Origin of the sequence: Lebetimonas natsushimae (assembly GCF_002335445.1) — a bacterium.
GTDB lineage: Bacteria > Campylobacterota > Campylobacteria > Campylobacterales > Nautiliaceae > Lebetimonas > Lebetimonas natsushimae.
In genome coordinates this window covers 693,613-716,790 of sequence record NZ_BDME01000001.1, presented here as the reverse complement: position 1 = coordinate 716,790, position 23,178 = coordinate 693,613, and the positions used below count along the sequence as shown (strand labels likewise).

General features: G+C 28.6%; 27 protein-coding genes. 8 read left to right on the top strand and 19 right to left on the bottom strand.

Annotated features, from left to right (window positions below; genetic code table 11):
• The first annotated feature begins 8 nt into the window (after positions 1-8).
• Both LNAT_RS03995 and LNAT_RS03990 read left to right on the top strand, forming a co-directional pair.
• On the top strand, positions 9-284 hold the full coding sequence (locus tag LNAT_RS03995; RefSeq protein WP_096258623.1) for a hypothetical protein: 276 nt from the start codon (positions 9-11) through the stop codon (positions 282-284).
• On the top strand, positions 281-856 hold the full coding sequence (locus tag LNAT_RS03990; RefSeq protein WP_096258622.1) for a MarC family protein: 576 nt from the start codon (positions 281-283) through the stop codon (positions 854-856). The genes LNAT_RS03995 and LNAT_RS03990 overlap by 4 nt, the downstream gene beginning before the upstream one ends.
• Here the strand turns inward: LNAT_RS03990 and prmC are convergent.
• The 9 genes from prmC to queC form a co-directional block, all read right to left on the bottom strand.
• Positions 834-1,604: a peptide chain release factor N(5)-glutamine methyltransferase gene (prmC, locus tag LNAT_RS03985; RefSeq protein WP_096258621.1), complete on the bottom strand. Its 771-nt coding sequence runs from the start codon at positions 1,602-1,604 to the stop codon at positions 834-836. The two genes, LNAT_RS03990 and prmC, sit on opposite strands and share 23 nt — an antisense overlap.
• Complete coding sequence (locus tag LNAT_RS03980) at positions 1,594-5,145, bottom strand: ATP-binding protein (RefSeq protein WP_096258620.1); 3,552 nt, start codon at positions 5,143-5,145, stop codon at positions 1,594-1,596. The genes prmC and LNAT_RS03980 overlap by 11 nt, the downstream gene beginning before the upstream one ends.
• Entirely contained in the window at positions 5,138-5,653 is a 516-nt protein-coding gene (locus LNAT_RS03975; RefSeq protein WP_096258619.1) for a condensin complex protein MksE, read from the bottom strand. The genes LNAT_RS03980 and LNAT_RS03975 overlap by 8 nt, the downstream gene beginning before the upstream one ends.
• Positions 5,641-6,690: a hypothetical protein gene (locus tag LNAT_RS03970; protein ID WP_096258618.1), complete on the bottom strand. Its 1,050-nt coding sequence runs from the start codon at positions 6,688-6,690 to the stop codon at positions 5,641-5,643. The genes LNAT_RS03975 and LNAT_RS03970 overlap by 13 nt, the downstream gene beginning before the upstream one ends.
• The gene (locus tag LNAT_RS03965; RefSeq protein WP_096258617.1) at positions 6,677-7,828 is read right to left on the bottom strand and encodes a BaiN/RdsA family NAD(P)/FAD-dependent oxidoreductase; all 1,152 of its coding nucleotides are present in this window, start codon (positions 7,826-7,828) and stop codon (positions 6,677-6,679) included. Before LNAT_RS03965 ends, LNAT_RS03970 begins: the two co-directional genes overlap by 14 nt.
• A complete protein-coding gene (locus tag LNAT_RS03960; RefSeq protein ID WP_096258616.1) occupies positions 7,812-8,471 on the bottom strand; it encodes an SDR family NAD(P)-dependent oxidoreductase in 660 nt (219 codons plus the stop codon). The genes LNAT_RS03965 and LNAT_RS03960 overlap by 17 nt, the downstream gene beginning before the upstream one ends.
• The gene (locus LNAT_RS03955; protein WP_238593984.1) at positions 8,443-9,666 is read right to left on the bottom strand and encodes a M48 family metallopeptidase; all 1,224 of its coding nucleotides are present in this window, start codon (positions 9,664-9,666) and stop codon (positions 8,443-8,445) included. Before LNAT_RS03955 ends, LNAT_RS03960 begins: the two co-directional genes overlap by 29 nt.
• Positions 9,667-9,735: 69 nt before the next feature.
• Positions 9,736-10,575 (bottom strand): acetylglutamate kinase, encoded by an 840-nt coding sequence (gene argB, locus LNAT_RS03950; RefSeq protein WP_096258614.1) that lies wholly within the window; start codon positions 10,573-10,575, stop codon positions 9,736-9,738.
• Positions 10,575-11,249, bottom strand: a complete 675-nt coding sequence (queC, locus tag LNAT_RS03945; protein ID WP_096258613.1) for a 7-cyano-7-deazaguanine synthase QueC — start codon at positions 11,247-11,249, stop codon at positions 10,575-10,577. The genes argB and queC overlap by 1 nt, the downstream gene beginning before the upstream one ends.
• A gap of 41 nt (positions 11,250-11,290) precedes the next feature.
• On the opposite strand from queC, the gene ybeY reads away from it, so the two are divergent.
• Positions 11,291-11,704 carry an rRNA maturation RNase YbeY gene (gene ybeY, locus LNAT_RS03940; RefSeq protein WP_096258612.1) on the top strand — a complete coding sequence of 138 codons (414 nt, stop codon included), beginning with the start codon at positions 11,291-11,293 and terminating at the stop codon, positions 11,702-11,704.
• Here ybeY and LNAT_RS03935 read toward each other — a convergent pair.
• From LNAT_RS03935 to ppk2, 5 genes are read right to left on the bottom strand one after another with little or no spacing between them, the layout of a single operon-like run.
• Entirely contained in the window at positions 11,687-12,919 is a 1,233-nt protein-coding gene (locus LNAT_RS03935; RefSeq protein ID WP_096258611.1) for an RNA polymerase factor sigma-54, read from the bottom strand. The genes ybeY and LNAT_RS03935 overlap by 18 nt on opposite strands.
• Positions 12,916-13,635, bottom strand: coding sequence for an LPS export ABC transporter ATP-binding protein (gene lptB, locus LNAT_RS03930; RefSeq protein WP_096258610.1), 720 nt, complete (start codon positions 13,633-13,635; stop codon positions 12,916-12,918). The genes LNAT_RS03935 and lptB overlap by 4 nt, the downstream gene beginning before the upstream one ends.
• On the bottom strand, positions 13,620-14,033 hold the full coding sequence (tsaE, locus tag LNAT_RS03925; RefSeq protein ID WP_096258609.1) for a tRNA (adenosine(37)-N6)-threonylcarbamoyltransferase complex ATPase subunit type 1 TsaE: 414 nt from the start codon (positions 14,031-14,033) through the stop codon (positions 13,620-13,622). The genes lptB and tsaE overlap by 16 nt, the downstream gene beginning before the upstream one ends.
• A 3-nt stretch (positions 14,034-14,036) precedes the next feature.
• Complete coding sequence (gene trpD / locus LNAT_RS03920; RefSeq protein WP_096258608.1) at positions 14,037-15,026, bottom strand: anthranilate phosphoribosyltransferase; 990 nt, start codon at positions 15,024-15,026, stop codon at positions 14,037-14,039.
• A 41-nt stretch (positions 15,027-15,067) separates the two neighbouring features.
• The gene (gene ppk2, locus LNAT_RS03915) at positions 15,068-15,973 is read right to left on the bottom strand and encodes a polyphosphate kinase 2 (protein WP_096258607.1); all 906 of its coding nucleotides are present in this window, start codon (positions 15,971-15,973) and stop codon (positions 15,068-15,070) included.
• Between the two features lie 62 nt (positions 15,974-16,035).
• Between ppk2 and LNAT_RS03910 the strand changes: the two genes are divergently transcribed.
• Positions 16,036-16,698 (top strand): ParA family protein, encoded by a 663-nt coding sequence (locus LNAT_RS03910; protein ID WP_096258606.1) that lies wholly within the window; start codon positions 16,036-16,038, stop codon positions 16,696-16,698.
• Here the strand turns inward: LNAT_RS03910 and LNAT_RS03905 are convergent.
• Genes LNAT_RS03905 through LNAT_RS03890 form a run of 4 tightly spaced genes read right to left on the bottom strand, consistent with a single transcriptional unit; the run spans position 16,691 to position 18,648 of the window.
• Positions 16,691-17,551 carry a polyprenyl synthetase family protein gene (locus LNAT_RS03905; RefSeq protein WP_096258605.1) on the bottom strand — a complete coding sequence of 287 codons (861 nt, stop codon included), beginning with the start codon at positions 17,549-17,551 and terminating at the stop codon, positions 16,691-16,693. The two genes, LNAT_RS03910 and LNAT_RS03905, sit on opposite strands and share 8 nt — an antisense overlap.
• Position 17,552: 1 nt before the next feature.
• On the bottom strand, positions 17,553-17,930 hold the full coding sequence (locus LNAT_RS03900; RefSeq protein WP_096258604.1) for a hypothetical protein: 378 nt from the start codon (positions 17,928-17,930) through the stop codon (positions 17,553-17,555).
• Positions 17,923-18,186 (bottom strand): DUF2018 family protein, encoded by a 264-nt coding sequence (locus LNAT_RS03895; protein WP_096258603.1) that lies wholly within the window; start codon positions 18,184-18,186, stop codon positions 17,923-17,925. The genes LNAT_RS03900 and LNAT_RS03895 overlap by 8 nt, the downstream gene beginning before the upstream one ends.
• Before the next feature lie 30 nt (positions 18,187-18,216).
• The gene (locus LNAT_RS03890; RefSeq protein ID WP_096258602.1) at positions 18,217-18,648 is read right to left on the bottom strand and encodes a phosphoribosylaminoimidazolecarboxamide formyltransferase; all 432 of its coding nucleotides are present in this window, start codon (positions 18,646-18,648) and stop codon (positions 18,217-18,219) included.
• Positions 18,649-18,735: 87 nt separating this feature from the next.
• Between LNAT_RS03890 and LNAT_RS03885 the strand changes: the two genes are divergently transcribed.
• The 3 genes from LNAT_RS03885 (at position 18,736) to LNAT_RS03875 (ending at position 21,184) form a co-directional block, all read left to right on the top strand.
• Positions 18,736-19,695, top strand: a complete 960-nt coding sequence (locus LNAT_RS03885; RefSeq protein ID WP_096258601.1) for a radical SAM protein — start codon at positions 18,736-18,738, stop codon at positions 19,693-19,695.
• Positions 19,696-19,796: 101 nt separating this feature from the next.
• Positions 19,797-20,348 (top strand): LemA family protein, encoded by a 552-nt coding sequence (locus tag LNAT_RS03880; RefSeq protein WP_096258600.1) that lies wholly within the window; start codon positions 19,797-19,799, stop codon positions 20,346-20,348.
• Positions 20,345-21,184 (top strand): DUF3137 domain-containing protein, encoded by an 840-nt coding sequence (locus tag LNAT_RS03875; protein ID WP_096258599.1) that lies wholly within the window; start codon positions 20,345-20,347, stop codon positions 21,182-21,184. The genes LNAT_RS03880 and LNAT_RS03875 overlap by 4 nt, the downstream gene beginning before the upstream one ends.
• On the opposite strand, the gene LNAT_RS03870 is transcribed toward LNAT_RS03875, so the two are convergent.
• On the bottom strand, positions 21,173-22,039 hold the full coding sequence (locus LNAT_RS03870) for a LysR substrate-binding domain-containing protein (RefSeq protein WP_096258598.1): 867 nt from the start codon (positions 22,037-22,039) through the stop codon (positions 21,173-21,175). The two genes, LNAT_RS03875 and LNAT_RS03870, sit on opposite strands and share 12 nt — an antisense overlap.
• Positions 22,040-22,134: 95 nt before the next feature.
• On the opposite strand from LNAT_RS03870, the gene LNAT_RS03865 reads away from it, so the two are divergent.
• Positions 22,135-23,163 (top strand): YeiH family protein, encoded by a 1,029-nt coding sequence (locus LNAT_RS03865; RefSeq protein WP_096258597.1) that lies wholly within the window; start codon positions 22,135-22,137, stop codon positions 23,161-23,163.
• The last annotated feature ends 15 nt before the right edge of the window (positions 23,164-23,178 follow it).

Sequence of the window (23,178 nt, the reverse complement as noted above, 5' to 3'; positions counted from 1 at the left end):
GGCACAATATGAAAAAGATAATATTTATTGCAATTTTTATTAATTTCAGTTTTGCTTTTAACTGGAACACAATAGTTGGAATTTTCAAAAAAACTGTTAACACTCTTTCGTATACAATTGAAGCTTCAGGGGTTAATCCGAGGGTATATGAATTTGACACTCAGGGTTACCCGAGAATGCACTGTGTTGTAATTTTTAGAGACAATACAAATACATCGCCGGCTATGCAGTGTGTCGAAACAAGACCCGAATATATAAAAATGAATGAAAAATTAGAAAAATGATTTTAAAAATAACACTTACACTTTTTTTAATAATGGATCCATTCGGGAATTTACCGGTATTAATATCCTTATTAAAACAGTATGATAAAAAAACAAAACTTAAAATTCTTATAAGAGAATTATTAATATCTCTATTCTTAATTTTCATTTTTATTCTTTTTGGCAAAAAAATTTTAGAGTTTTTTGGACTCAGCGAAGCATCAGTATCAATTGCAGGAGGAATAATTTTATTTTTAATAGCAATAAAAATGATTTTTTCCTCAAATGAAACGGAATTTACGGATAAAAACGATTTACTGATAGTTCCGATTGCCATTCCAATGATAGCGGGGCCGTCACTGCTTGCAGTGCTTTTATTATTATCAAATAATTATGATTTTAATATTTTATTCATTGCATCAATTATTGCCTGGACTTTAACCTCACTTATAATACTTTTTTTCACTTATTTAGCTGAATTTATACCGTATAAATTTTTTAACGCTGCAGAAAAATTAATGGGAATGTTATTAATTGCTCTTTCAGTTCAAATGTTTCTTGATGGAATAACTAACTATTTTCATCTAAAATAATTTCTACTCCCCTTATATTTCCTGCCAGATCTTTAAAAAATTCAAAATTATTAATATTTTGTTCTTTTAAAAATTTTGTTAATAATAATTGTTGATTATAGCCAATTTCCAAAACCAAAGCTTTAAAATTCATTTTTTTTGCTTTTAAAATAATTTTTTTAACTATATCAAGCCCGTCAACTCCCCCGTAAAACGCTTCGTCCGGCTCGTAGTCATTTGGCTTTTTATGAGTAATTTCTACATAAGGGGGATTTGCAATCAAAACATCGGCACATTCATTAAATAAATCGCATTTTTTAAATTCAGCCTCTACATTATGCAGCTTTGCATTCTTTTTGGCAACTTCAAGGGCAATTTCATTTATATCAGTAGCTATTACTGTAGCATTTGTGTGTTTTGCAATTTCAATTGCAATTACCCCGCTTCCTGTGCAACAGTCTATTACCTTTAATTTTCCATTTTCAATTTTCAATTTATTAATTAATTTTATCGCCCTTTCAACCACAACCTCAGTATCATCTCTTGGAATTAAAACGCCCTCTTTTATGAAAAATTTATCTCCGTAAAAATAAACTTCATTAAAAATATATTCAATAGGATATCCGCTTTCTACTTTCTCATATATTTCAAAAAACTCTTTTGGGATCTTTTTATCATCATTTAAAAAAAGCCAGACTTTATCTTTATTTAGTATTTTTTCTAAAATATAATCTCCATTTTTTAATTTCAAAGCATCTTTAATTTTCAATTTTTATCCCATCATCTGCTATAAGTTTTACTACCTCAAATTCACCGCCAATATTTCTGAATTTATAAATATCAATTCCCTCTACATCCACAAGAGGCAAATCAGGCGTTACATAAATCACCCCTAGTCCTCTTTCGTTTACATATTCTTTAAGCAGTTTTTGATTTTTGGTAGAAAGTACACTGACCTCGTCTAAGATCAAAAATAAATCCGCTTTTTCTTTTATAAACAGTTCAAGCAAACTTACGGCAATTGCAATTTTTAGGAGAATACTACCACCGGTAGAACTTTCATTTTTAATGACTTTCAGGGTGTTTTCTTTTTCATTTTCAATAAATTTGACATTAATATCAACAACATCTATTAATGAAAAACTCTCTTTATTTATCTCTTTTTTAATTGTATTAAATGCTTCTTCAATTTTTTTGAGTTTTCTTTCACTCATAATATTATCAAAAAACAACGATTCTTCCGCTAAAAATTCTAATAATTCATCAATATCTTTTTTTATATTCTCAAAAATTTTTAAAACACTTTTTTTATTTTCTTCCAATTCAATTTTTATATTTCTGATTATTCCAAAATTTACTTTTGAGAGATTCTGATTGATTCTTCTTACCTGATTTATAAAATCTTCCTTACTTCTTTCAAAATTATCAAGTCTTTTTTCAAGAAGTCCTCCTAAAAGGTTTTTAAGTTCTTTTAATCTCGTTTTATTCAATACTTCAAATTTTTTATTTTTAAATAAATAAAGCTCGTCCACTTTTTCAAGCTCGTCTTTGATTAAGTCTGAGAGTTTTTCTATATTAAAATTGACTTCTAGTCCGGTTATTGCAAATCTATTAAGCGCAGTTTTAATTTTACTTGCAACTTCTTTAAAACTGAGTTTCTTATCCCTAAATTCGCCATCTTTTAATTTATATTCATCAACCAAATTGCTTAAATATTCATTAGTTTCTATTTTTTCATCACTTAAATTTAAGCCGGATACTTTTTTTAATCCCTCTTTTATTATTTCAAGTTTTTTATTCAATTCATTTATATTTATTTCAGTTTTGTTTATTTTATTATTTAATTTTTTATATAGTTTTTCATAAGTTTGATTAATTCTCTGTTTGTAAGTCTCAAATTTTCCTATATTTTCTTTAATAACAGGCAATTTTTCAATAAATTCTTTTTTTTCATTATATTCTCTTAAGAAATATTCAGCTTTTTCTATTTCTTTTAGTTTATTTTTTAAATTTTCTATCTCTTTTTGGAGTTCAATTATTCTTTCATCTTTTGAAATTTTTTCTTTTTTTTGAGTAAGCTCATTAATTTTTTCATTTTTCAACTTCTCTTTTTCTTTGTATTCTTTTTTTAATATCTCTTTTTTTTCAATAAATTCTTTTTCTTTTTGTTTTAAAAGTTCTTTTTTAATATTTTCTAACTCTTTTTTATTTCTTTTTATCTCTCTTCGGATATTTTCAATTTTATCTCTCAAATCTTTAATAACAGCTTCAGTTTTTGAAATATTTATTTTTATAAGTTTTTCTTCTTCATTTTTTTTATTTTTTAATTTTTCTAAATCTTTTTGTAATTTTTTATTTAATTCATTTTTTTCATTTTCAAGAAGTTCTATTTTTTCTTCAATCTCTTTTATTTTTTCATTATTAACCTCAATTTGCGAAGTAATTTCAATTTCTTTTGATTCATAATCTTTTTTTAAGATATTTATTTTTTGAATTTTTTCTTCATTTAAAGCAGTCTTTAGATCATTAAGCTTTTCTATTTCTTCTTCGGCTTCTTTCATTGTGGGAATAGATTTCAAAACAGCTTTATTTAATTCAATTCCAAAAATTCTTTCACTTACAACTTTTGGTTTTAGCTCGTTTATATCCATATTAAGCAGATTCTCATCAATTACAGGGTAAAGTTCTTCTTCCCAGTTTTCCACATTTTGAGCTAAAAATTCTTTAAACGAATTTGGTTTTGTTTTTAAAATATTTTGATAAAAGGTTATTTTTTTATCAATTTCACTTAATTCTTTTTTATAATAAATTTCTGTCTTTTCAATATTTTCATTTAATTCATCTTTTAATTTTTTAAGAATTCTTTTTAATTTATAATTTTCATCTTCTAAATTTTCTTTTTCTCTTTTTAAATTTTTAATTTCGTTATTTAACTCATTAAATCTGTTTTCAAATTCTTTTTTTAAATCATTTTCAATTTCCCTGTACTTAAATGAAACATCGTTTAGCTCTTTTTGATAAACATTTCTTTTTTCTACAAAATTTTCAGTTTCTTTTTCCAATTTTTCTATATTTTCTATTAATTCTTTTTCTCTTTTTATAAATTCTTCATTTTTTTCTTCTATTTTTTGCTGATACATTTCTTCCAAATTTCTTTTGAGTCTTATTTCCTCTGCTTTTATCTCTTCTTTTAAAATTCTTATTTCTCTTTTAAGTCTATTAATAGCTTCTTCTATTTCATCTACCTGGGATTTTATACCTTTCATTAACTCATTTAAAGAGGTTTTAAATATAATCAGCTTTGAATTAATCTCCTCTTTTTTATTTACTTTATTTTCAACTTTTTGAAGTTTTTCTAAAGAAAATTTTTCTTTTAATTTATTAATCTCCTCTAGTTGAGAGTTTAATTTTAATATCTCTTTATCAAAACAGTTTATATAATTTTTTATTTTTTTATCCAAAAGTCCGATTATTTTATTTAGATTTCTTTTTCTTTTTTCTAGTAAACCTATTTTTTCAATTATTTTATCTACTTCTTTTTCTTCAATCTCTTTTTTATATGAAATTTTTTTAATTAAATCATTTATTTCTTCCTGGAGCTTTATTAAATCATTTTTTAGCAAGTACAATTTTTCAATATTACTTTCTTGCAATTTAAAAGATTTATAAAAAATAAAATATTGCCTGAAATTATTAACTCTTTCTAAAAAATCCTCATATTCAATCTCACCGGCTTCTATTCTATCAAGTGTAGTAAAAATAGTCTCTTTTATACTTTTAGCATCAAATACGGCTTTATTTACATTAAATATTTTATTATAAAGGTTTATAAACGTATTATAATTTTTAATTGAAGTCAGTTTAAAATCAAGATGCCTTCTATCAAGTCCATAAATAATTTTTTTAAATTCATCGTTAGTTTGAGGCATATAACTTCCAGCCTCTTTTGCATAATTTATCACTTCTTCAAGAGGGACTATTTCATCACCTTTTAAAACACGGTTTATATCAAATTTTTGATGGCTGAACCTTTTTTTAATCTCACCTCTTCTTTTATACATCAATACAAAATAATCATCAAATTCATACACAATAAAAGAATTGTCATATTTGAAATAAAAATCTTTAAAACTCTCTTTATTTGGGTCAATTCCCAAAGCTTTCATATCTGAATTGTAATAATAATGAATTGCCCTGATTGCCGTGGTTTTACCGCTTCCGTTATCTCCTACAAAAAATACATTTTTCTTTTTTAAATCAATCTCGGCAAAATTAAAATTAGCCGCATTAAAAAAATATATTTTATTCATCACCTACCTCGCTTATAGAATTTACAATATCAAGATAATAATTAATTGAATTTAAAACCACATATTCATCAGTACTTTTTGATTCAAGCACAAAATTTTTCTCCAACATATTAAAAAGTTTATCTGTGATTTCCATTAAATCATTTTTATCAAAAAGCGCTTTTATAATTTTTTCATCCTTTTTAGAATCAAATCTTTTTATAAATTCACTTTTTTTAATTTTATGCCCTTTATCTAAATGAATGAATACTTTTTTTAACTGGGCAATTGCCAAAATTATCTGCTTATGAGAATTAAAAAATTTTTCTTCTTCAGTAGAATTTAACTCTTTTGATAAATAAAAATATCCGTTTTCCCCCACCAGATAAAATCCAAGTTTTGATACCAATGAATTAAAATTATGAAAATTTTCTTCATCTAGCAGATATGCAGCTACTTCTTTATATTTAGACGAATTGGTAGAAACAATTATTCCTTTGCTTAAAACATCAAACACTATGCTTTCCATTTAACAATCCTTACATTATATTCATTATACCCTTTTTTATATTCAATTTCCCTGTCATAATGGTTAAGTATATAAACAAAAACCCTTACACTTTCATTAATAAGCTCCCTGTCAATCCTTGGCAGATATTCAATAATACTTTTGAATATATCATCGCTGCCTTTTATATATTCAAGCAGCTGCTTTAAATTGATAAGTTCTATTACCTCTTTTATATCTTTTTTGACTTTTGATTTTTTTACTTTTTTTTCTTTTGTAAATTTTCCTATAACTTTAACTGCCTTTTCATAATCCATATATGCACTGTCAGGAAAGACCTCTATTTTTTGTTTATTTACAAATTTTTTGGTTGTAAGGAAATTATCAATTTTAACATCTTCATTTAATATCATATTGGCAATTTTAAAAAGTTTTTGATTAAATCTTCTTTTTTTCTCAGTCTGGGTTATAAATTCTCTGAGTCTTTTAAGGTATGAATCAATATTTTGATTCAAAGCGGTAATATCAACCAAAATATCTTTTATTAAATTTTCAAACTCTTGAAATTTCAAAAACTCTTCAAACAGATTATAAATAGTTTCATTTTTTTGCATAATTTCTTCAATATCAAGTAAAATTTTTTTAGCTTCATTTATTAAAAAATCAAGATTGGACTCTTCATCTTTTTCAAAATTTTCAATTAAAGCCAAAACCCTTTTATCCCTGTTTTTCATTCCCTGATAAATTTTTGTGACAAGTGAAATTATCAAATCATAAAGCACCGAAGTTTTTTTAAACTGATATTCATTTTTATATTCAAGGAGTTTCCTAAACTCTTTTTCAAAATCTTCTGCAATATAGCTTAAATCCGCACGGCTAAGCAGGGTGTCTACAAAATTTAAATAAATTTCATTAATATAATAAAATCCCCCGATTTTATTAAAAAGGCCAATTTCTACAAGAGGCTCTGGAACTGAGAGGAGTTTTTTCTGTTTATAGGCTAAATCAATTATTTTTCTGTGTTTACATATTAAATTAAGCAGTTCAATATGTTTCATTTTCGCCTTTTTTGAGCGAAATTATACCTAAATATACACTATAAGCAGAGCTAAATGCCCACTGAAAATTATACCCTCCAAGCTCACCCGTTATATCAACAACTTCACCTGCAAAATAAAGTCCTTTTTGAAATTTACTTTCTAAAAAAACACTTAGCTCATTTGTATTAACCCCGCCTTTTGTAACCTCGGCCCTCTCTAATCCAAAAGTTCCTGCCGGTGCAAATTCATAACTATTCAATAACCTTAATTTTTCTTTTTCTGAGGGTTTTAGCTCTTTTATTTTTTTATCTTTGAGATTTTGTGAAATTAAAAACTCTTTAACAAATCTTTTTGGAAGAGGAAGCTGGGTTGAGATTTGTTTATTTGGATTTTTAAAATAAGAAAAAACATCTTTTTTTAAAAAATTAATTATAATCTTTCCTTTATCCCACCATAAAGACGCATTAAGTATTGCCGGTCCTGTTATACCTTTGTGGGAAAAAAGAATATTTTGCTTAAATTTTTTATCACCTACACTAACCTCAGCCCCAAAACCAACCCCGCTTAAATTTTTAAACCAGCTTTCACTCCTTTGAACAGTAAACCTTACAAGTGACGGGCGAGGAGGTATAATTGAATGAGAAAAACTCTCAGCTATCCTATACCCAATATCACTGGCTCCCAGTTTTCTAAAACTAATTCCGCCGGTAGCCACGACCACGTTTTTTGCATAAAAAATTTTTTTATCGGTTACAACTTTAAATTTATCATTTTCAAACTTGACTTCAACAATTTTAGCTTTATATATATTCTTTACATTTCTTTTAAAAAAACTCACTAAAACTTCAGAACTTTTAAAAAAATATTGATTCTTTTTAGCTTCAATTACTTCTAAATTATTATTTTTAAGCCAATTTAACAAATTTTTATTTGAAAATCTGTTTAATGTTTTTTTTACTAACTCTTTATCGCCTCTGTAATTATTTTCGCTTACAATTTTATTTGTGATATTACACTTTCCGCCGCCACTAACTTTTATTTTAGCCCCGATTTCCTTATTATGTTCAATTATTAAATAATTTTTTCTTAGCAGACTCCCTAAAAAAAGCCCGCTGGCACCTCCCCCTAAAATAATTGTATTAAATAAATTCGACATTTCTTATATCTATAAAAGAACCGCTTTCAAATTTATCAAGATTATCAAAAAGTTTAACAAGCCTTTCAACTCCTATTTCTAATTCAACCCTGCTTTTATCAACTCTTACAACTGAGCTGAATTTTCCCCTGTCAGCCGAAATTACTTTTCTTACCATATCAGTATCAATTACTCCGGGAGCCACTGCAAAAATTGGAGTATTAATCTCCTTTGAATAAATACTTACCATCATATTAACCGCACATTTACTAAGGGCATATCCTCCCCAGCCCGGATTTCCGTTTACAGCTGCTCCGCTGCTCATTATTACAATTTTCTTTACTTTGCCATCTAATAAATCAACTAAAACTTTATTACTCCAGACATTTACCATAAAAATATCCTGTAATTCTTTTACGCTCCATTCTTTAAGTAACTTAATCTCCCCTAAAATTCCGGCATTTAGGACTGCCAAATCAAAATTTATATCAAATGAATCAATTGCTTTATATAAATTTTCAATATTTGTTAAATCAATCTTATAAAAAGGAATATCAAAAGGGCAGCTTCTTCCTATCCCATAAACTTCATCACCCCTATTTAAATATTCTTCCACAAGCCCTGCCCCAATTCCCCTACTTATTCCTGTTATCAGTACTTTCATTTTTAACCTTTTCTAATTTTTCAAGTCTCTCTAGAATTGGTGGATGTGAATAATAAATAAACGAATAAAGTCTGCTTACATGTGGAAAATGTTTATTTTCATTTACAAGTTTTTTAAGAGCGCTTGCTAAAGCTTTGCTACTTACAAGCTCACTTCCCATTTCATCTGCCTCAAATTCATTGTGACGGCTTATTAAATTCACAAATGGTTGAAATATAAACATAATCATATCCATAAAAAGCAGTGCCAATATAATGATATTCACTCCGGTTTTTGGGATATGAAGTTCTTTAAAAAGGCTATCTGGCAAATTTCCAAAAATTGCAAAAACAATAAAAAGCATAACACCTACAACAGCGATATTTTTTAAAATATCTTTATGTTTAAAATGTCCGAGTTCATGCCCGAGTACTGCCAAAATTTCATTCTTATTAAGTTTTTTAAGTAATGTATCAAATAATACAACCCTTTTACTTTTCCCAAGTCCCGCAAAATAAGCATTGAGCCTTGTATCTCTTTTACTTGCATCCATTACAAAAATACCATTTGATTTAAACCCAACTTTTCCCATCAACTTTTCGATATCATTTTTAAGCTCTTCATCTTTGAGAGGCTCAAATTTATTAAACATACTTGCGAATATCGGATATAGAATATTTATTAAAATTACCATTGTAAAAGTAAAAATAAACCCTATAATCCACCAGTTTTTGAAATGTTCTATAAAATAGATAAGTCCTGCAAAAAATGCTCCTCCTAAAACCAAAAATAATATAATTTTTTTAATTTCGTCTACAAAAAACAGTTTCCAGGGCGCTACATTAAATCCAAATTTTTTATCTATCTGTTTTTCCCAGATATTAATTGGAAGAGTCAAAACATAATTAATTGCAAAAAACATCAATAATATTTCCAGTTCGCTGAGCATTGTTCCCTTATACAACAGAAAATTAATAATAAAAAGACCTCCACTCATCCATAATACAACCAAAAACATACTGATTAATGCATTAAAAATATTTAAAGTGTGTTTGTATATTGCATAAAAAGCGGCATTTTTATAATCCTCAACATCCATAAATGAAACAATTTCGGGAAAAACTTTTTTAATATAAAAAACTTCCCTGATTTCCAAAACAATTTTTATAAAAATATAAAGCCCGTAAAGACCTATTAAAACATTAACCAACTTCACTCCTTATTTTTTAATTCTTTACCAATTTTCAATTCTCCATTATCCATTTTTCATTTTCACTTTACATTTTTAATTTTTAATTTCAGTTCCAATCCCCTCACTTGTAAGGAGTTCCAGCAAAATTGAATGCTCCACTCGTCCGTCAATAATATGTGCTTTTTCCACACCTTTTTCAACTGCTCTAAGCGCTGCATCAACTTTTGGAATCATACCGCCGGCAATTGTACCATCAGCTTTTAAATTGTCAATCTCTTTTTTTGTAAGGGATGACAATAATTTTTTATTTTTATCCAAAACTCCCGGGGTATCTGTTAAAAATATAACCCTTTTAGCCCCTATGCTACTGGCTATTTCACTGGCCGCTGTGTCTGCGTTTATATTATATCCCGGATGAGTTGGAGATTCACCTGCTGCAATCGGTGCAATTACAGGGATTAAATTTTCCAAAAGCAGTTTATTTAAAAACACTCCGTTTACCGAAGTAATTTCCCCGGTATATCCTATTAAAGATTTGGCTTTCATAAAAGACATATCTTTCCCGTTTATCCCAATAGCTTTTGCCCCATGCTGATTTAGCATATTTACAATTTCTTTATTAATCTCCCCACTTAGAACCATTTCTGCAATTTTGATAGATTCTTTAGTAGTTACCCTTACTCCGTCTCTAAATTCTGTTTTTACATTAAGAGCATTTAAAATTTCAGTAATTCTTTTTCCTCCTCCATGAACTATAACAGGTTTAATTCCCACCATATAAAGCATTGTAATGTCAATTGCAAAACTTTCTTTCAATCTTTCATCAATCTGAGCCGCCCCACCGTATTTAATTACAATTGTTTTACCGTAAAATTCTCTTATAAAAGGCAGTGCATCTAAAAGTGTTTCAACTATTTTTATTTTTTTTTGCATTATTTCTCCTTCATTTTCTTATAAGGTATTTTGTCTTTAACCCCCGCTTTTTCAAATCCCTTGAGTCTCAGTCTGCAGCTGTCACATACCCCGCAAGCCTCATCTTCATTTTGATAACAGCTCCAGGTAAGTTCAAGCGGCACGTTGTATTTTATTGCTTCTTTTACAATATCCTCTTTTTTTAAATGAATCAAAGGCGTTTTTATTTCAATTTGTGTTTCAGGCTTTGTACCTTCATTTATTGCATCTTGCATTTTTTTAATAAAATCTTCCCTGCAGTCCGGATATCCGCTGCTGTCTTCTTCAACGACCCCTATAAAAATAGCATTTGCCCCCTCTTTTTCAGCAATTGCAGCTGCAATTGATAGAAAAATCCCGTTTCTAAAAGGCACATATGTAATTGGAATTCCGGGCTTTAGCCCACCAGTTGGAACTTCTAAATTTTCATCAACCAGAGCGCTTGCACCGATTTGTTTAAAAAACGGTATATCAATTATATATCTGTTTTTAATTCCGGCATACTCGCAGATATCATTGAACGATTTTAATTCTCTTTTTTCAGTTCTTTGTCCATAATTGAAATGAACAGGTATTACTTCATAACCCTGATGCAAAGCAATAAAAAGAGTTGTAGTAGAATCCATTCCGCCGCTTAAAATAACTATAGCTTTCACACCTAACCTTTTTGTATAATTTTACTAAAAAAAGGGCTTTAATGATAGATTTTGACAATAGAACCGATTACAACTTTGATTTAAATAAACTGATTCCAATTTATAAATCTCTTACAGATAAAGATATAGAACTTATCCTAACAGATAATAACGAAATTCAAATTCTAAACAAAGAATACAGACAAATAGATAGACCTACTGATGTTTTAAGTTTCCCACTTGAAGATATTCCGGGAATGCCGCTTGGAAGTATTGTAATTTCAATAGACAGGGCAAAAGAGGGAGCTGAGAATTTCGGACATTCAATTGATGAGGAAATAATACTTTTATTTATACACGGTTTATTGCATCTCCTCGGATACGACCATGAAATCGACAATGGAGAAATGAGGGAGAAAGAAGCAGAAATTATTAAAAAATTTAATCTGCCAGAAAGTCTAATTATTAGAAGCTAGAGAAATTTTATAAAGTTTTTTCCTCTCACGGCTGCTTGGAATTTCAAGCTGGTCCCTGTATTTTGAAATTGTACGCCTTACAAGATGTAAATTATATTTATTATTTATAATTTCAGTAATTTTATCATCACTGAGCGGTTTGTTTTTATCTTCATTTTTAATCAGTTGTTTTATCTCTTCTTTTATCTGTCTTGCAGATATTTCTTCGTCCAAACCAAAAGAAAAGAAATTTTTAAGAGGTATAATTCCTTTGTCACACAAAAGATATTTATTAGCGATTGCCCTGCTTATGGTTGAAGGAGCATACCCCAATTCGTCTGCCAAATCTTTTATCTTCATAGGTTTAATAATCCCTCCGGTAAAAAAATCATATTGCAATTCAACAATCATCAAAGCAATTTTTTTAAGAGTCTCTTTTCTCATTTCAAGAGCTTCCACTATACTCCTGGCCTCTTTAAATTTATCTTTTACATATTCGTCATTTAAATTTTCTTTGTTTATATTAACTTCCGGATAATGTTCATCATTAAGTCTGATTTCCAAATTTCCGTCATTATTTAAAACAATTATTTCAGGAATTATCTCCTCGTCTTTAAAAAATTCTCCTGCAGGGATAATATTAAGTTGTTTTATAATTTTTAAAGCCTTTTCATATCCATCTTCACTTACATATCTGTCAATATGTTCTAAATCTTTAACAATAGCTTTTGATAATTTATATATTTTTTCATCCATTTCAATGGTTTCAAGCTGAAAAAGCATAGCTTCTTTCATATCTTTTGCCCCAACTCCAGAAGGCTGCAAATAAACAAATCTTTGTCTTACACTTTCTACTTTCTCTTTACTTACCCCAAGTTTCTCAGCAATTTTTTTTATATCCCCTTCAAAATAACCTTCATTATTTAAATCCTGAATTATTTCATAAGCTATTGCCTTTGATTTTTGAGTCGGAAAAAAATGAGAGTTTTCTATCTGTTTTGTAAGAGATTCATAAAGCGTCTCCCTGGACATAGTAAGGGCTTCTATTTCATTTGTATTTGCATTTTTTAGATTACTGACTGTCACAAATCTTTTATTTTTAACTTCCAAAAAAGGATTGGTTTTTGATATTTCATATATTTCTTCAAATAAATCATCAACACTTGCTTTTAAAAAAGGTAAAAAATTAATAAGTTTGGTTGAAAGTTTGTTTGAAACTTTTGTTTTTAGTTTCATAGACTAAAATCCTCTCCCAAATAACTTTTTCTAACTTCTTTATGGGAAATAATATCTTCAGGCCTTCCCTCTGTTAAAATTTCCCCGTCTTTTAATACATAAGCCCTGTTACATATAGATAATGTTTCCCTTACATTATGGTCTGTAATAATTATACCTATATTTTCTTTTGCCAAAAAAGAAATTAAATGCTTAATATCGTTTACATTTACAGGATCAACCCCAGCAAAAGGCTCATCTAAAAACAAAAATTTGGGTTTTACAACAAGCGCCCTGGCTATTTCAACCCTACGTCTTTCTCCCCCGCTTAGATTAATACCTTTTCTTTTCCTAATTGGTTCTATATTAAATTTTTCAAGCAAATCTTCTACAATTTTATTTTTTTTATCGTTTTTATAATATTCTTCTGCAACAATATATAAATTATCCTCTACACTTAAATCCCTAAAAATAGAACTTTCCTGCGGCAGATAACCAATTCCCAGTCTTGCTTTTTTGTAAAGCGGGAGTTTTGTAATATCATTATTTTCAAAAATAACTTTACCACTATCAGGCTTTAAAAGTCCGCAAATTAAATAAAAAGTAGTAGTTTTCCCAGCCCCGTTTGGACCGAGCAGTCCTACAATTTCCCCTCTTTTTGCTTCAAGACTTACACCTTTTATTATCAAAGTTTTTTTAAATGATTTTTTTAAATCCTTTGCTATAAGTTTTGACATTCATAAAACCTTTTATTTCCGTCTATTTTTATTTTTATTATAAGATAATCAAATCCGTAATTTTCCAAAACGGGAATTAAATCTTCTCCCCATTCTATAAAATGATATCCTTCTTTTTCAAACTCTTCCAAAAGTCCCAAAGCCAAAAATTCACTAATTCCCTTATTATACAAATCATAGTGAAATACTTTATTATCATAAATATTTTGAATGGCAAAGGTTGGGGATGTAGCATCTTGTTTAATTCCCAAACTTTTTACAAATTCCTTAACCAGCGTTGTTTTACCACTTCCAAGTGTCCCGCTTAAAATAATAATATTTTTGCCGGAATTTTTTATACAATCTATAATTTTTTTTAAATCTTCAATACTTTTTACCTCAAATTTTTCACTTTTCATTTTTCACTTTTCACTAAGTTTATTACTGAGCTTTATAATTTTTTCAAGATGTTTTATAGCTTTGCCACTGTCTATCGCTTCAGCGGCAACTTTTATACCTTCTTCAACTGAATTAACTTTTCCATCAACAAAAAGTGCAGCAGCTGCATTTAATAAAACCGCATCTCTTTTAGGCCCTTTAATAACTCCCTCTAAAATTCCTCTTGTGATTTTAGCGTTTTGCTTTGCATCTCCCCCGATTAAATCCTCTTTATTTCCCCTAATCCCAAAGCTCTCAGGCCTGATAGTTAAATCTTCAAGCCTTACCCCGTTATAATAAACGGCTTTAGTCGGTGCAGCAATTGATATTTCATCCATCCCGTCAAGAGAACTTACCACCATTGCTGAATTTATATCCATTAAAGTAAGAGCCGCAGCTATTTTTTCTACAAAATCGGGAGAAAACACCCCCAAAAGATATTTTTTTGCCCCGGCAGGATTTGTAAGAGGACCCAAAATATTAAAAATTGTCCTGTGAGGCAGACTTTTTCTGATAGGCATGATATGTTTCATTGCAGGGTGGTGATTGATTGCAAAAATAAAGGTAAAACCAACCTCTTCTAACATTTTTACCTGATTTTGGGGGCTTAAATTAAGATTTATACCAAGCGCTTCCAACATATCCGCACTTCCGGATTTACTTGTAATGCTTCTGTTTCCGTGTTTCGCCACGAAACTGCCAATAGATGATATTAAAAGAGCTGTGGTTGAAGAGATATTGAAACTGTTTGATTTATCCCCTCCGGTTCCTACTATGTCAATTAATTTTTCCCTCAAATCTTCACTTACAGGAAGTTTAATGGAATGAGCCCGCATCACATCGGCTGCAGCTGCTATTTCACTGGCTTCTTCACCTTTTTTGTACAGTTCAACCAAGAAATTTTTAGCCTCATCCTCGCTCATTTCATTTTTAAAAAGTCTCTCAAATTTCTCTTTTGCCACGTTATAATCCATTTTCACTCCTTCATTATCCATTTTCCATTATCAATTATCCATTAACTAACGAATTTTCCACTTCTAATTCTGTCCGCTTCCATTATTTCAATTTCCCTAGCCCCGCTTACCACTATTCCTTCATCAGGAACATAATTAAGTTCTTTATTTCTATCATCATAATCAACAGCATTTAAAATCACTTTCATAGCGTTAAGTCTTGCAAGATGTTTATTATCACTTCTGATAACAGTCCACGGTGCATAATGGGTATGGGTAGCTTTTAACATTTTATATTTCATTTCAGTAAATTCATCCCATTTATCCTGAGCCTGCAAATCAATTTCGCTAAGTTTCCATTGTCTAAGAGGGTCTCTTCTTCTTTTTTCGAACCTTTTGGCCTGCTCTTCTTTTGAGATTGAAAGATATATTTTTACTAAAATAGTCCCCTCCATTACAAGAGATTTTTCAAACATAGGACATTCCTGCATAAAAATTTCATACTCCTCTTTTGTACAAAATCCAAAAACAGGCTCTACCATAGCCCTGTTATACCAGCTCCTATCAAACAAAACCATTTCCCCACCTCTTGGAAACTGTTCTACATATCTTTGAAAATACCACTGTGTCTTTTGCACATCACTGGGTTTCCCGAGTGCCACAACCCTGTAATGCTTTTCATTCATATATCTGACAATTCTTCTGATTGTCCCGCCTTTTCCCGCAGCATCACGGCCTTCAAATAAAACTATCATTCTTAAATTTTTTTTCTCTAAATATGTCTGCAGTTTAATGAGTTCAGCCTGATAAGGTTTAAGTTCCTGTTCTTGAAGATATTTTTTTAACGCCTTTTTATTAGATCTTTTTAATTCAACATAATCATTAATAAGATCATCCAATCTCATCTTTTTATTACCAACTAACACATACTCAGGATTTCTTATTTCATTTATATTGATTTCTTGCATTTACAACCCCCAGCAATTTTTGATATTATACCAAGTAAAGCTGAAGTTAAAAAGGAGATTTTTTGATAATTGCCATTTACAATATAAAAGGGGGCGTAGGAAAAACAACCACATCTATCAATCTCACATTTACTGCCGCAAAGAATAATAAAGTCTTACTTTGGGATTTGGATATTCAGGGTGCTAGCAGTTATTTTTTCAATAAGAATCCTAAAAAAAGAAAAATTTTTAAAAAATCTATTGAAAAAATAATCAAAAATACAAAATATCCAAATATTGACATAATTCCGGCTGATACTTCACTTGAGAGATATAAAAATTCAATTAAAACAATTTTACAGGATTTAAAAAGTTTATATGACATAATAATAATTGACGCACCGGCGGTATTAAGCCCCCTTACAAAAGATATTGTAAAATATTCCGATATTGTAATAGTACCAGTGTTACCAAATATATTATCGCTTAGAACTTATAATCAACTTTTAAAAGAAAATTTAAATAAAAATATAAAATTATTTGTAAACGGATATGAAAATAAACCTACACATAAAGAAATAATCAAATGCGTTTTAAAACTACCAAAATCACAATACCTAAAAACTTACATTCCAAAAGATGAAAAAATAGAAGCAATGCCGTTTGAGAGAATGAGTGTAGTGGAAAAATATCCCAAAAGTCCTGTAAGCAGGGCTTATGAAAAATTACTAAAAGAAATTATTTAGACCTGTTTACAATTTTATCCGCTATTAATTCCAAATCTTTTATATTATATTTTTCGATGGCTTTTTTAGCCCCGTCAACCAAATTTTTAGCTTCCAATAAACATTTTTCTATAACCATCTCTTCTTGCATTTTTTCTTTTATCCAGTTTTTTTCATCTACACTCAAATCTTTTTTAAAAAGTGATTTTAATTTTTCTCTGTCTTTATTATCCAGTTTTTCAAACAGATAAATATAAGGAAGGGTTGTTTTGCCTTCTTTAAAATCATGCATATTGGGTTTACCGAGTGTTTTTTCATCCTGGGTAATATCCAAAACATCATCAACTATCTGAAAAGCCAAGCCTATATTTTTGCCATAAAGTCCAAAATCATTTTCATCATATCCTTTTGAGAGTGCGGCTGCTCTGCACGCCGCTTCTATTAAAGAAGCGGTTTTTTTATAAATCATCTGCATATATTTGTTTTTATCAAGATTTATATTACTTGATAGTTTTACATCTTCAAGCTCTCCCTGAGAGAGAAGATAAACGGCATTTGAAACAGTTTTTGCTATCTTCTCCCCAAAATCCGTCAGTTCATAAAAAGCTCTTGAATAAATAATATCACCTAGCATAACAGCGGTAAATTCCCCGTATTTTGCATTTATGGATTTTACCCCGCGTCTCATATCTGCTTCGTCAATTACATCATCATGCAAAAGGCTTGCTAAATGTATAGCCTCAACTACAGCTGCAAGTTTCTGGGCATCAGGATTTATAATAGTTATTAATTTTCCCCTAACACCTTTTCCTTTTTGAATATCTTTGTATTCCTCAAAATCTTTAAACATATCATCTAAAATATCAAAATACATTTTATTCCTTTAAATTGGCTCTTACTTTTTTACCGTTAAACAAATATATTGTGAATGTTGCAATTTTACCATTAAAATCATCAAATTTAATATAAAAATAAGGATAATTTTCAGGAATTAAAGCAACAGGCACTTTAAATGCGTCCTGTGAAAACTTTTTTTGAAGTTCCACCTGCCTTGGAAAATTATCATACTTATAAAGCACGGTAATTACATCATTAATAAAAAGAGTCCTTCTCATTTCAAACGGATAAACCCTGTTTAAATAATAAACATCCATTTTAAAAAGCTCATCTTTTTTTAGTTTAACGGTATAAGGAAATCTAATCGGTACTGCAAGAAGCAAAAAAGGCAGGAAAAACAAAAAAAATTTATTCATTTTTTGTAAGAATTTTAGCCATTGTATCTATATATAAATCAGTTTCCGTTTCTTCAAGTTCGTCTAATTTATTAAAAATAATTTCATTTATTTTTTGATCTACCTCATCACCAAAACACTCTTCAGCCAGTATTTCAAGTGCCGCCATTCTTTTAATTAATTCTTCAAGTTCTTCTATTACCAAATTTCTGTTTGCATTAAAAACAATTTCAAAAAATTTGTCTTTTGGTGATTTATTCTCATCAAAAAAATCCATTCTAACTCCTTTTTGGCTTAATTTATCATATTAAATCAATTTTTGCAAATTTTCTTCAATCTCTTTTAATTCCTCTTCATTCAAAACAGATTTCAATTCCTGAATAAAAAGCCCTTTTTCTTTTTTAAAATAAGCCCTTAAAATCTCTTCAAAATCATCAAATTTCAAAAATGCATCCATAGATTTTTCAACGCATTTTGCTTTAATGAAATCAAGCATTCTAAAAAGCATATCCCTGACCAGTTTATTTTCCATAACAAATTTTTTAGCTTTTTCATTTGTTACTGAATAAAACTGCAGATTAAAATGATAATCCAATTCTTTTCTTATTTCTTTAATGAGATCCAAAAGTTCTTCATAAAAAGCATCCGGGTTTTGCATATTAAAATTATCCCTTAAAAATTTCATTTTTTTATAAATTTCTTTAACCTCTTTTTGATGGTCTATTATCGGCTGTAACATAAATTCCCTTTAAATTTGAGTTTCAGAATTATACTATGTTAATTACTGTGTGATATAATTAACCATCAAAAATTATAAGGCAAAAAAATGGATATAGATAAACTAACTTACGGACCAGTTCCTTCAAGAAGACTCGGAAGAAGCCTCGGAATAAACAATATTCCGGCAAAAGTATGTTCATACGCCTGTATTTACTGCCAACTCGGAAACACTTTAAAAATGAGTATTGAAAGAAAATCTTTTTATAATCCGGAAGATATTTATTTAAGCGCAAAAAAAAGAATTTCTTCTTTAAAAGAAAAAAACGAAAAAATCGATTATGTTGCGTTTGTTCCGGATGGAGAATCAACTTTGGATATAAATTTGGCAAAAGAAGCAAATCTTTTAAAAGAATTTAACATTAAACTTGCAATAATAACCAACGGCTCTTTAATGTACAGGGAAGATGTGCAAAACGATTTAATGCAATTTGAGTGGATCAGTTTAAAAGTAGACTCAGCTGTTAAATCTGTCTGGAAAAAGATAGATAGACCTCATGGAAAACTAAATTTTGAAGATATTAAAAAAGGATACATTGATTTTTCAAAAAAATACAAAGGGTTATTAAATACCGAAACAATGCTTGTAAAAAACATAAATGACGATGAAGAATCACTTAAAAAAACAGCCGAATTTATAAAAACTCTAAATCCTAATAAAGCTTATATTTCAATTCCCATCCGACCGCCTGCTGAGAATAATATCCAAATTCCAGATGATGAAGATATAAACAGAGCTTACTTGATTTTTAATAGTTACGGGTTAAATACCGAACTTTTGGTTCAATACGAAGGCAATAATTTTACTTATACAAATGATTTTGAAAAAGATTTGCTTGCTATTACTTCAGTCCATCCTATAAGAGAAGACGCTCTTGAAAAATTTTTACAAAAATCCAATGCTTCATGGAAAGATGTTGAAAACCTTATAAAAAAACAACTAATAAAAAAAACTTTTTATAATAAGCATTACTATTTTTCAAGAATTTTAAAAAAATCTAATTCTTGAAAATTTTATTTCTGTATCGTTAAAATTCAAAAATTCCAAAATAATTTTCTAAAAAAAACAATATTGTTAAATTTGCTATAATTTTTAAAAAAAGGGAAAAGATGAATCAAGCTTATATGATAATTGGAATTGTAGTTTTTGTAATTATACTAATAATTCTGATGTATAATTCACTAATTGCAAGAAAAAATCAAATAGAGAACGTTGAAGGAAGTATAAACGCACTTCTTAAAAAAAGATATAACCTAATTCCAAATTTAGTTGAGAGTGTAAAAGGTTACATGAAACACGAAAAAGAGGTTTTAGAAGAAATTACGCGTCTTAGAAGCGAAGCAATGAAAACTCAAAATTTAGAGCAAAAAGCTGAAATGGAAAATAAAATAAGCTCACTTCTTGATAAGATTTTAGTAAATGTGGAAAATTATCCGGAACTTAAAGCAAATCAAAATTTTTTACAGCTTCAGGACACATTAACAATGATTGAAAGTGAAATTGCAGCTGCAAGAAGGGCATATAACCAGGCTGTAACCGATTATAATAATGCAATAGAAATGTTTCCGACAAATATAATTGCATCAATAATGCATTTAACAAAAAAAGAGGTATTTGAAATTCCTGAAAATCAAAAAGAAAATATAAAAGTTGAATTTTGATAGAAGAATTAAAACTTTTAAAATTCAGATTTTTTTTATTTTTTTCTTTTTTTATAATTTTTAATTTTGCTATGTTTTTGATATTTGAAAAATACAACTTAAATAATATATTTTTCTTTATGGTTATAGGTATTATAGATTTATTTTTAATAATAAATATAATAATAATCAGAAAAAATTTTGATGAATTTTTAGATTACATTTTTAAAAATATTGCAAAAAAACATAAGGCAGTTTATTTTCCAAAAAAAGTTATTGACAAAGCCTATTATTCATTAATTGAAAATACGGATTATGATAAATATGACGGATGGGATTATACAAAAGGAGAAAATTACGAATTTTCTTATGTTGAGACTACGAAAGAAATAGAAGAAAAAGATGATGACGGAAATATTAAAAAAACAGAAAAAACAGTATTTTCAGGAACAATTTATGTATGTAAATTTTTTTACAATGCAAAAAACCGCTATTTATTAACTCCAAATACTTTTCATTTAAGCGATATTTTGCCTATTTTTTATGATGATGAAAGAATTAAACTGGACTATCCCGAATTTGAACAGATTTTTGATGTTTACGGACCAGATCAGATTGAAGGCAGGATGATTTTTAATCATAATTTTATGGATAATTTAATAAAAATTTATAATGATATAGGTCCGTTTAAAATGTTCATTCAAAATAATTTATGTATACTCTCATTTGCAAATATCTCTCCTAAGCCTGTAAACATATTAGATTTTAATAAAAAAAATTTAATAAAAGCAGAAAATTTTTATATTTACTTTTTAGAGCTTCACAAATATTTTGATAATAAAAATTTAATTATCTAATTTCTTTTTTACAAATTCAGTGAATTTTTCAAAAATTTTAGTTTTTATTTTATTTTTGTGATAAACAAGATAAAGATTCCTTTTTAAATATAAATTTTTAACTTCAATTTCAAATAATTCCTTTTTTTTAAGCTCATCTTTTACAGCATATTCGGAAATACATGTAATAGTGTCAGGATTTTTCAAAAGAATCTTTATTTCACTTATAGAATTTGTCTCATAAGAAATAGGCAAATCTATCCCTTTTATTGCATTTAAAAACATCTCTCTCGTCCCGGAACCAGTTTCTCTTAAAATCCATTTTTTATTAAAAAGTTCATCTATAAAATACTTTTTCTTCAAATTATTATCACTGCTTACAATAATTAATTTATCTTCCCCTATTTTTTCTTTGACAATTTCATTTTTCTCAATCTCACTTTCAATGAAACCAAAATCAATTTTCCCATTCATTATTGAATTTACAATATATTCTGAATTTTCATTCTGTTTAACTACTTTTATATCAGGATATTTTTGTTTAAATTCAAAAATTATATTCGGCAATATAAAACTTCCTATCGTTTTACTCGCTAATATTTGCAGCTCCCCCATTAATCTGTTTTCTTTAAACAAATTCCTGGCATCCATCAGTTCTAAATAATTGTTATATGTTTTTGCTTTAAAAATTCTTCCGTATTCATTTAAAACAAGTTTTTTTCCTATCCTATCAAACAGTTTTACCCCCAAATCCTTTTCCAAAGATTTAAGAGCAAGCGAAACCGCTCCCTGAGAGAGATTCAACTTTTTTGCCACAATGCTTGGAGAATTTAATTTACTTAATTTATAAAATATCTGAAGTTCTTTAAGAGTCATTTAAATCCATTAATTTTTTTAATTATTTTAACAAATTTTTTTAATTTTTTAAATTAAAAATTTATAAATATAATGCCACAAAAAAAGGAGAGAATATGTTTAAAAAAGAACAGCTTCCACATACATTAAACGGGATTTTATTTGTTGCTTTGTTTGCAACTGCAGCTTGGTATATTGCAAGTTTTAGTTTTTTTAAAAAATTAGGGTTATCTCCTCTGATTATCGGTATTATAATAGGAGCTTTTTATGCAAACACCCTGAGAGGTCACCTGCCGGAAGAATGGAACCCCGGAATTATATTTTCCACTAAAACCCTTCTTAGGGGTGCTATCATATTTTACGGATTCAGAATTACTTTTCAAAATATAGCAGCAGTAGGAATTCCCGGAATTTTTGCTTCAACAATGATTGTAACTTTTACATTTATTATAGGATATATTATAGGTACTAAAATATTAAAGCTTGACAGGGACACAACAATTTTAACAAGTGCCGGAAGTTCAATATGCGGTGCCGCAGCAGTTTTGGCAACTGAACCGGTTGTAAAGGCGGAAGCTTATAAAAGTGCAATAGCAGTGGCTACTGTAGTAATTTTTGGAACAACAGCTATGTTTTTATACCCGATTCTTTACAAAAGCGGAATTTTAGATTTTACTCCAAAAGAGATGGGAATATATATAGGTTCAACAATCCACGAAGTGGCCCATGTGGTAGGTGCCGGAAGTGCCATTTCAGCTGAAGTTGCAAAAGAGGCTGTTATTGTTAAAATGATAAGGGTTATGCTGATTTCGCCTTTTTTAATCATTTTAGGAATTTTTCTCGCAAAAACAGCAAAAAACAAAATTTCTAATAAAAAAACAAAAATTGCAATTCCCTGGTTTGCCATATGGTTTATTGTAGTAGCCGGATTCAATTCACTAAATTTACTTCCATTAAAAATTGTAAATACAATAAATACACTTGATACATTTGCCCTGACTATGGCAATGACGGCTTTGGGAATGGAGACAAATATAAATAAATTTAAAGGTGTGGGATTAAAACCAATCTATTTAGCGGGAATTTTATTTATCTGGCTTTTAATTGGCGGATATTTTATAACAAAAATCAGTATAAACTTATAAAAGCAACAAAAAAGT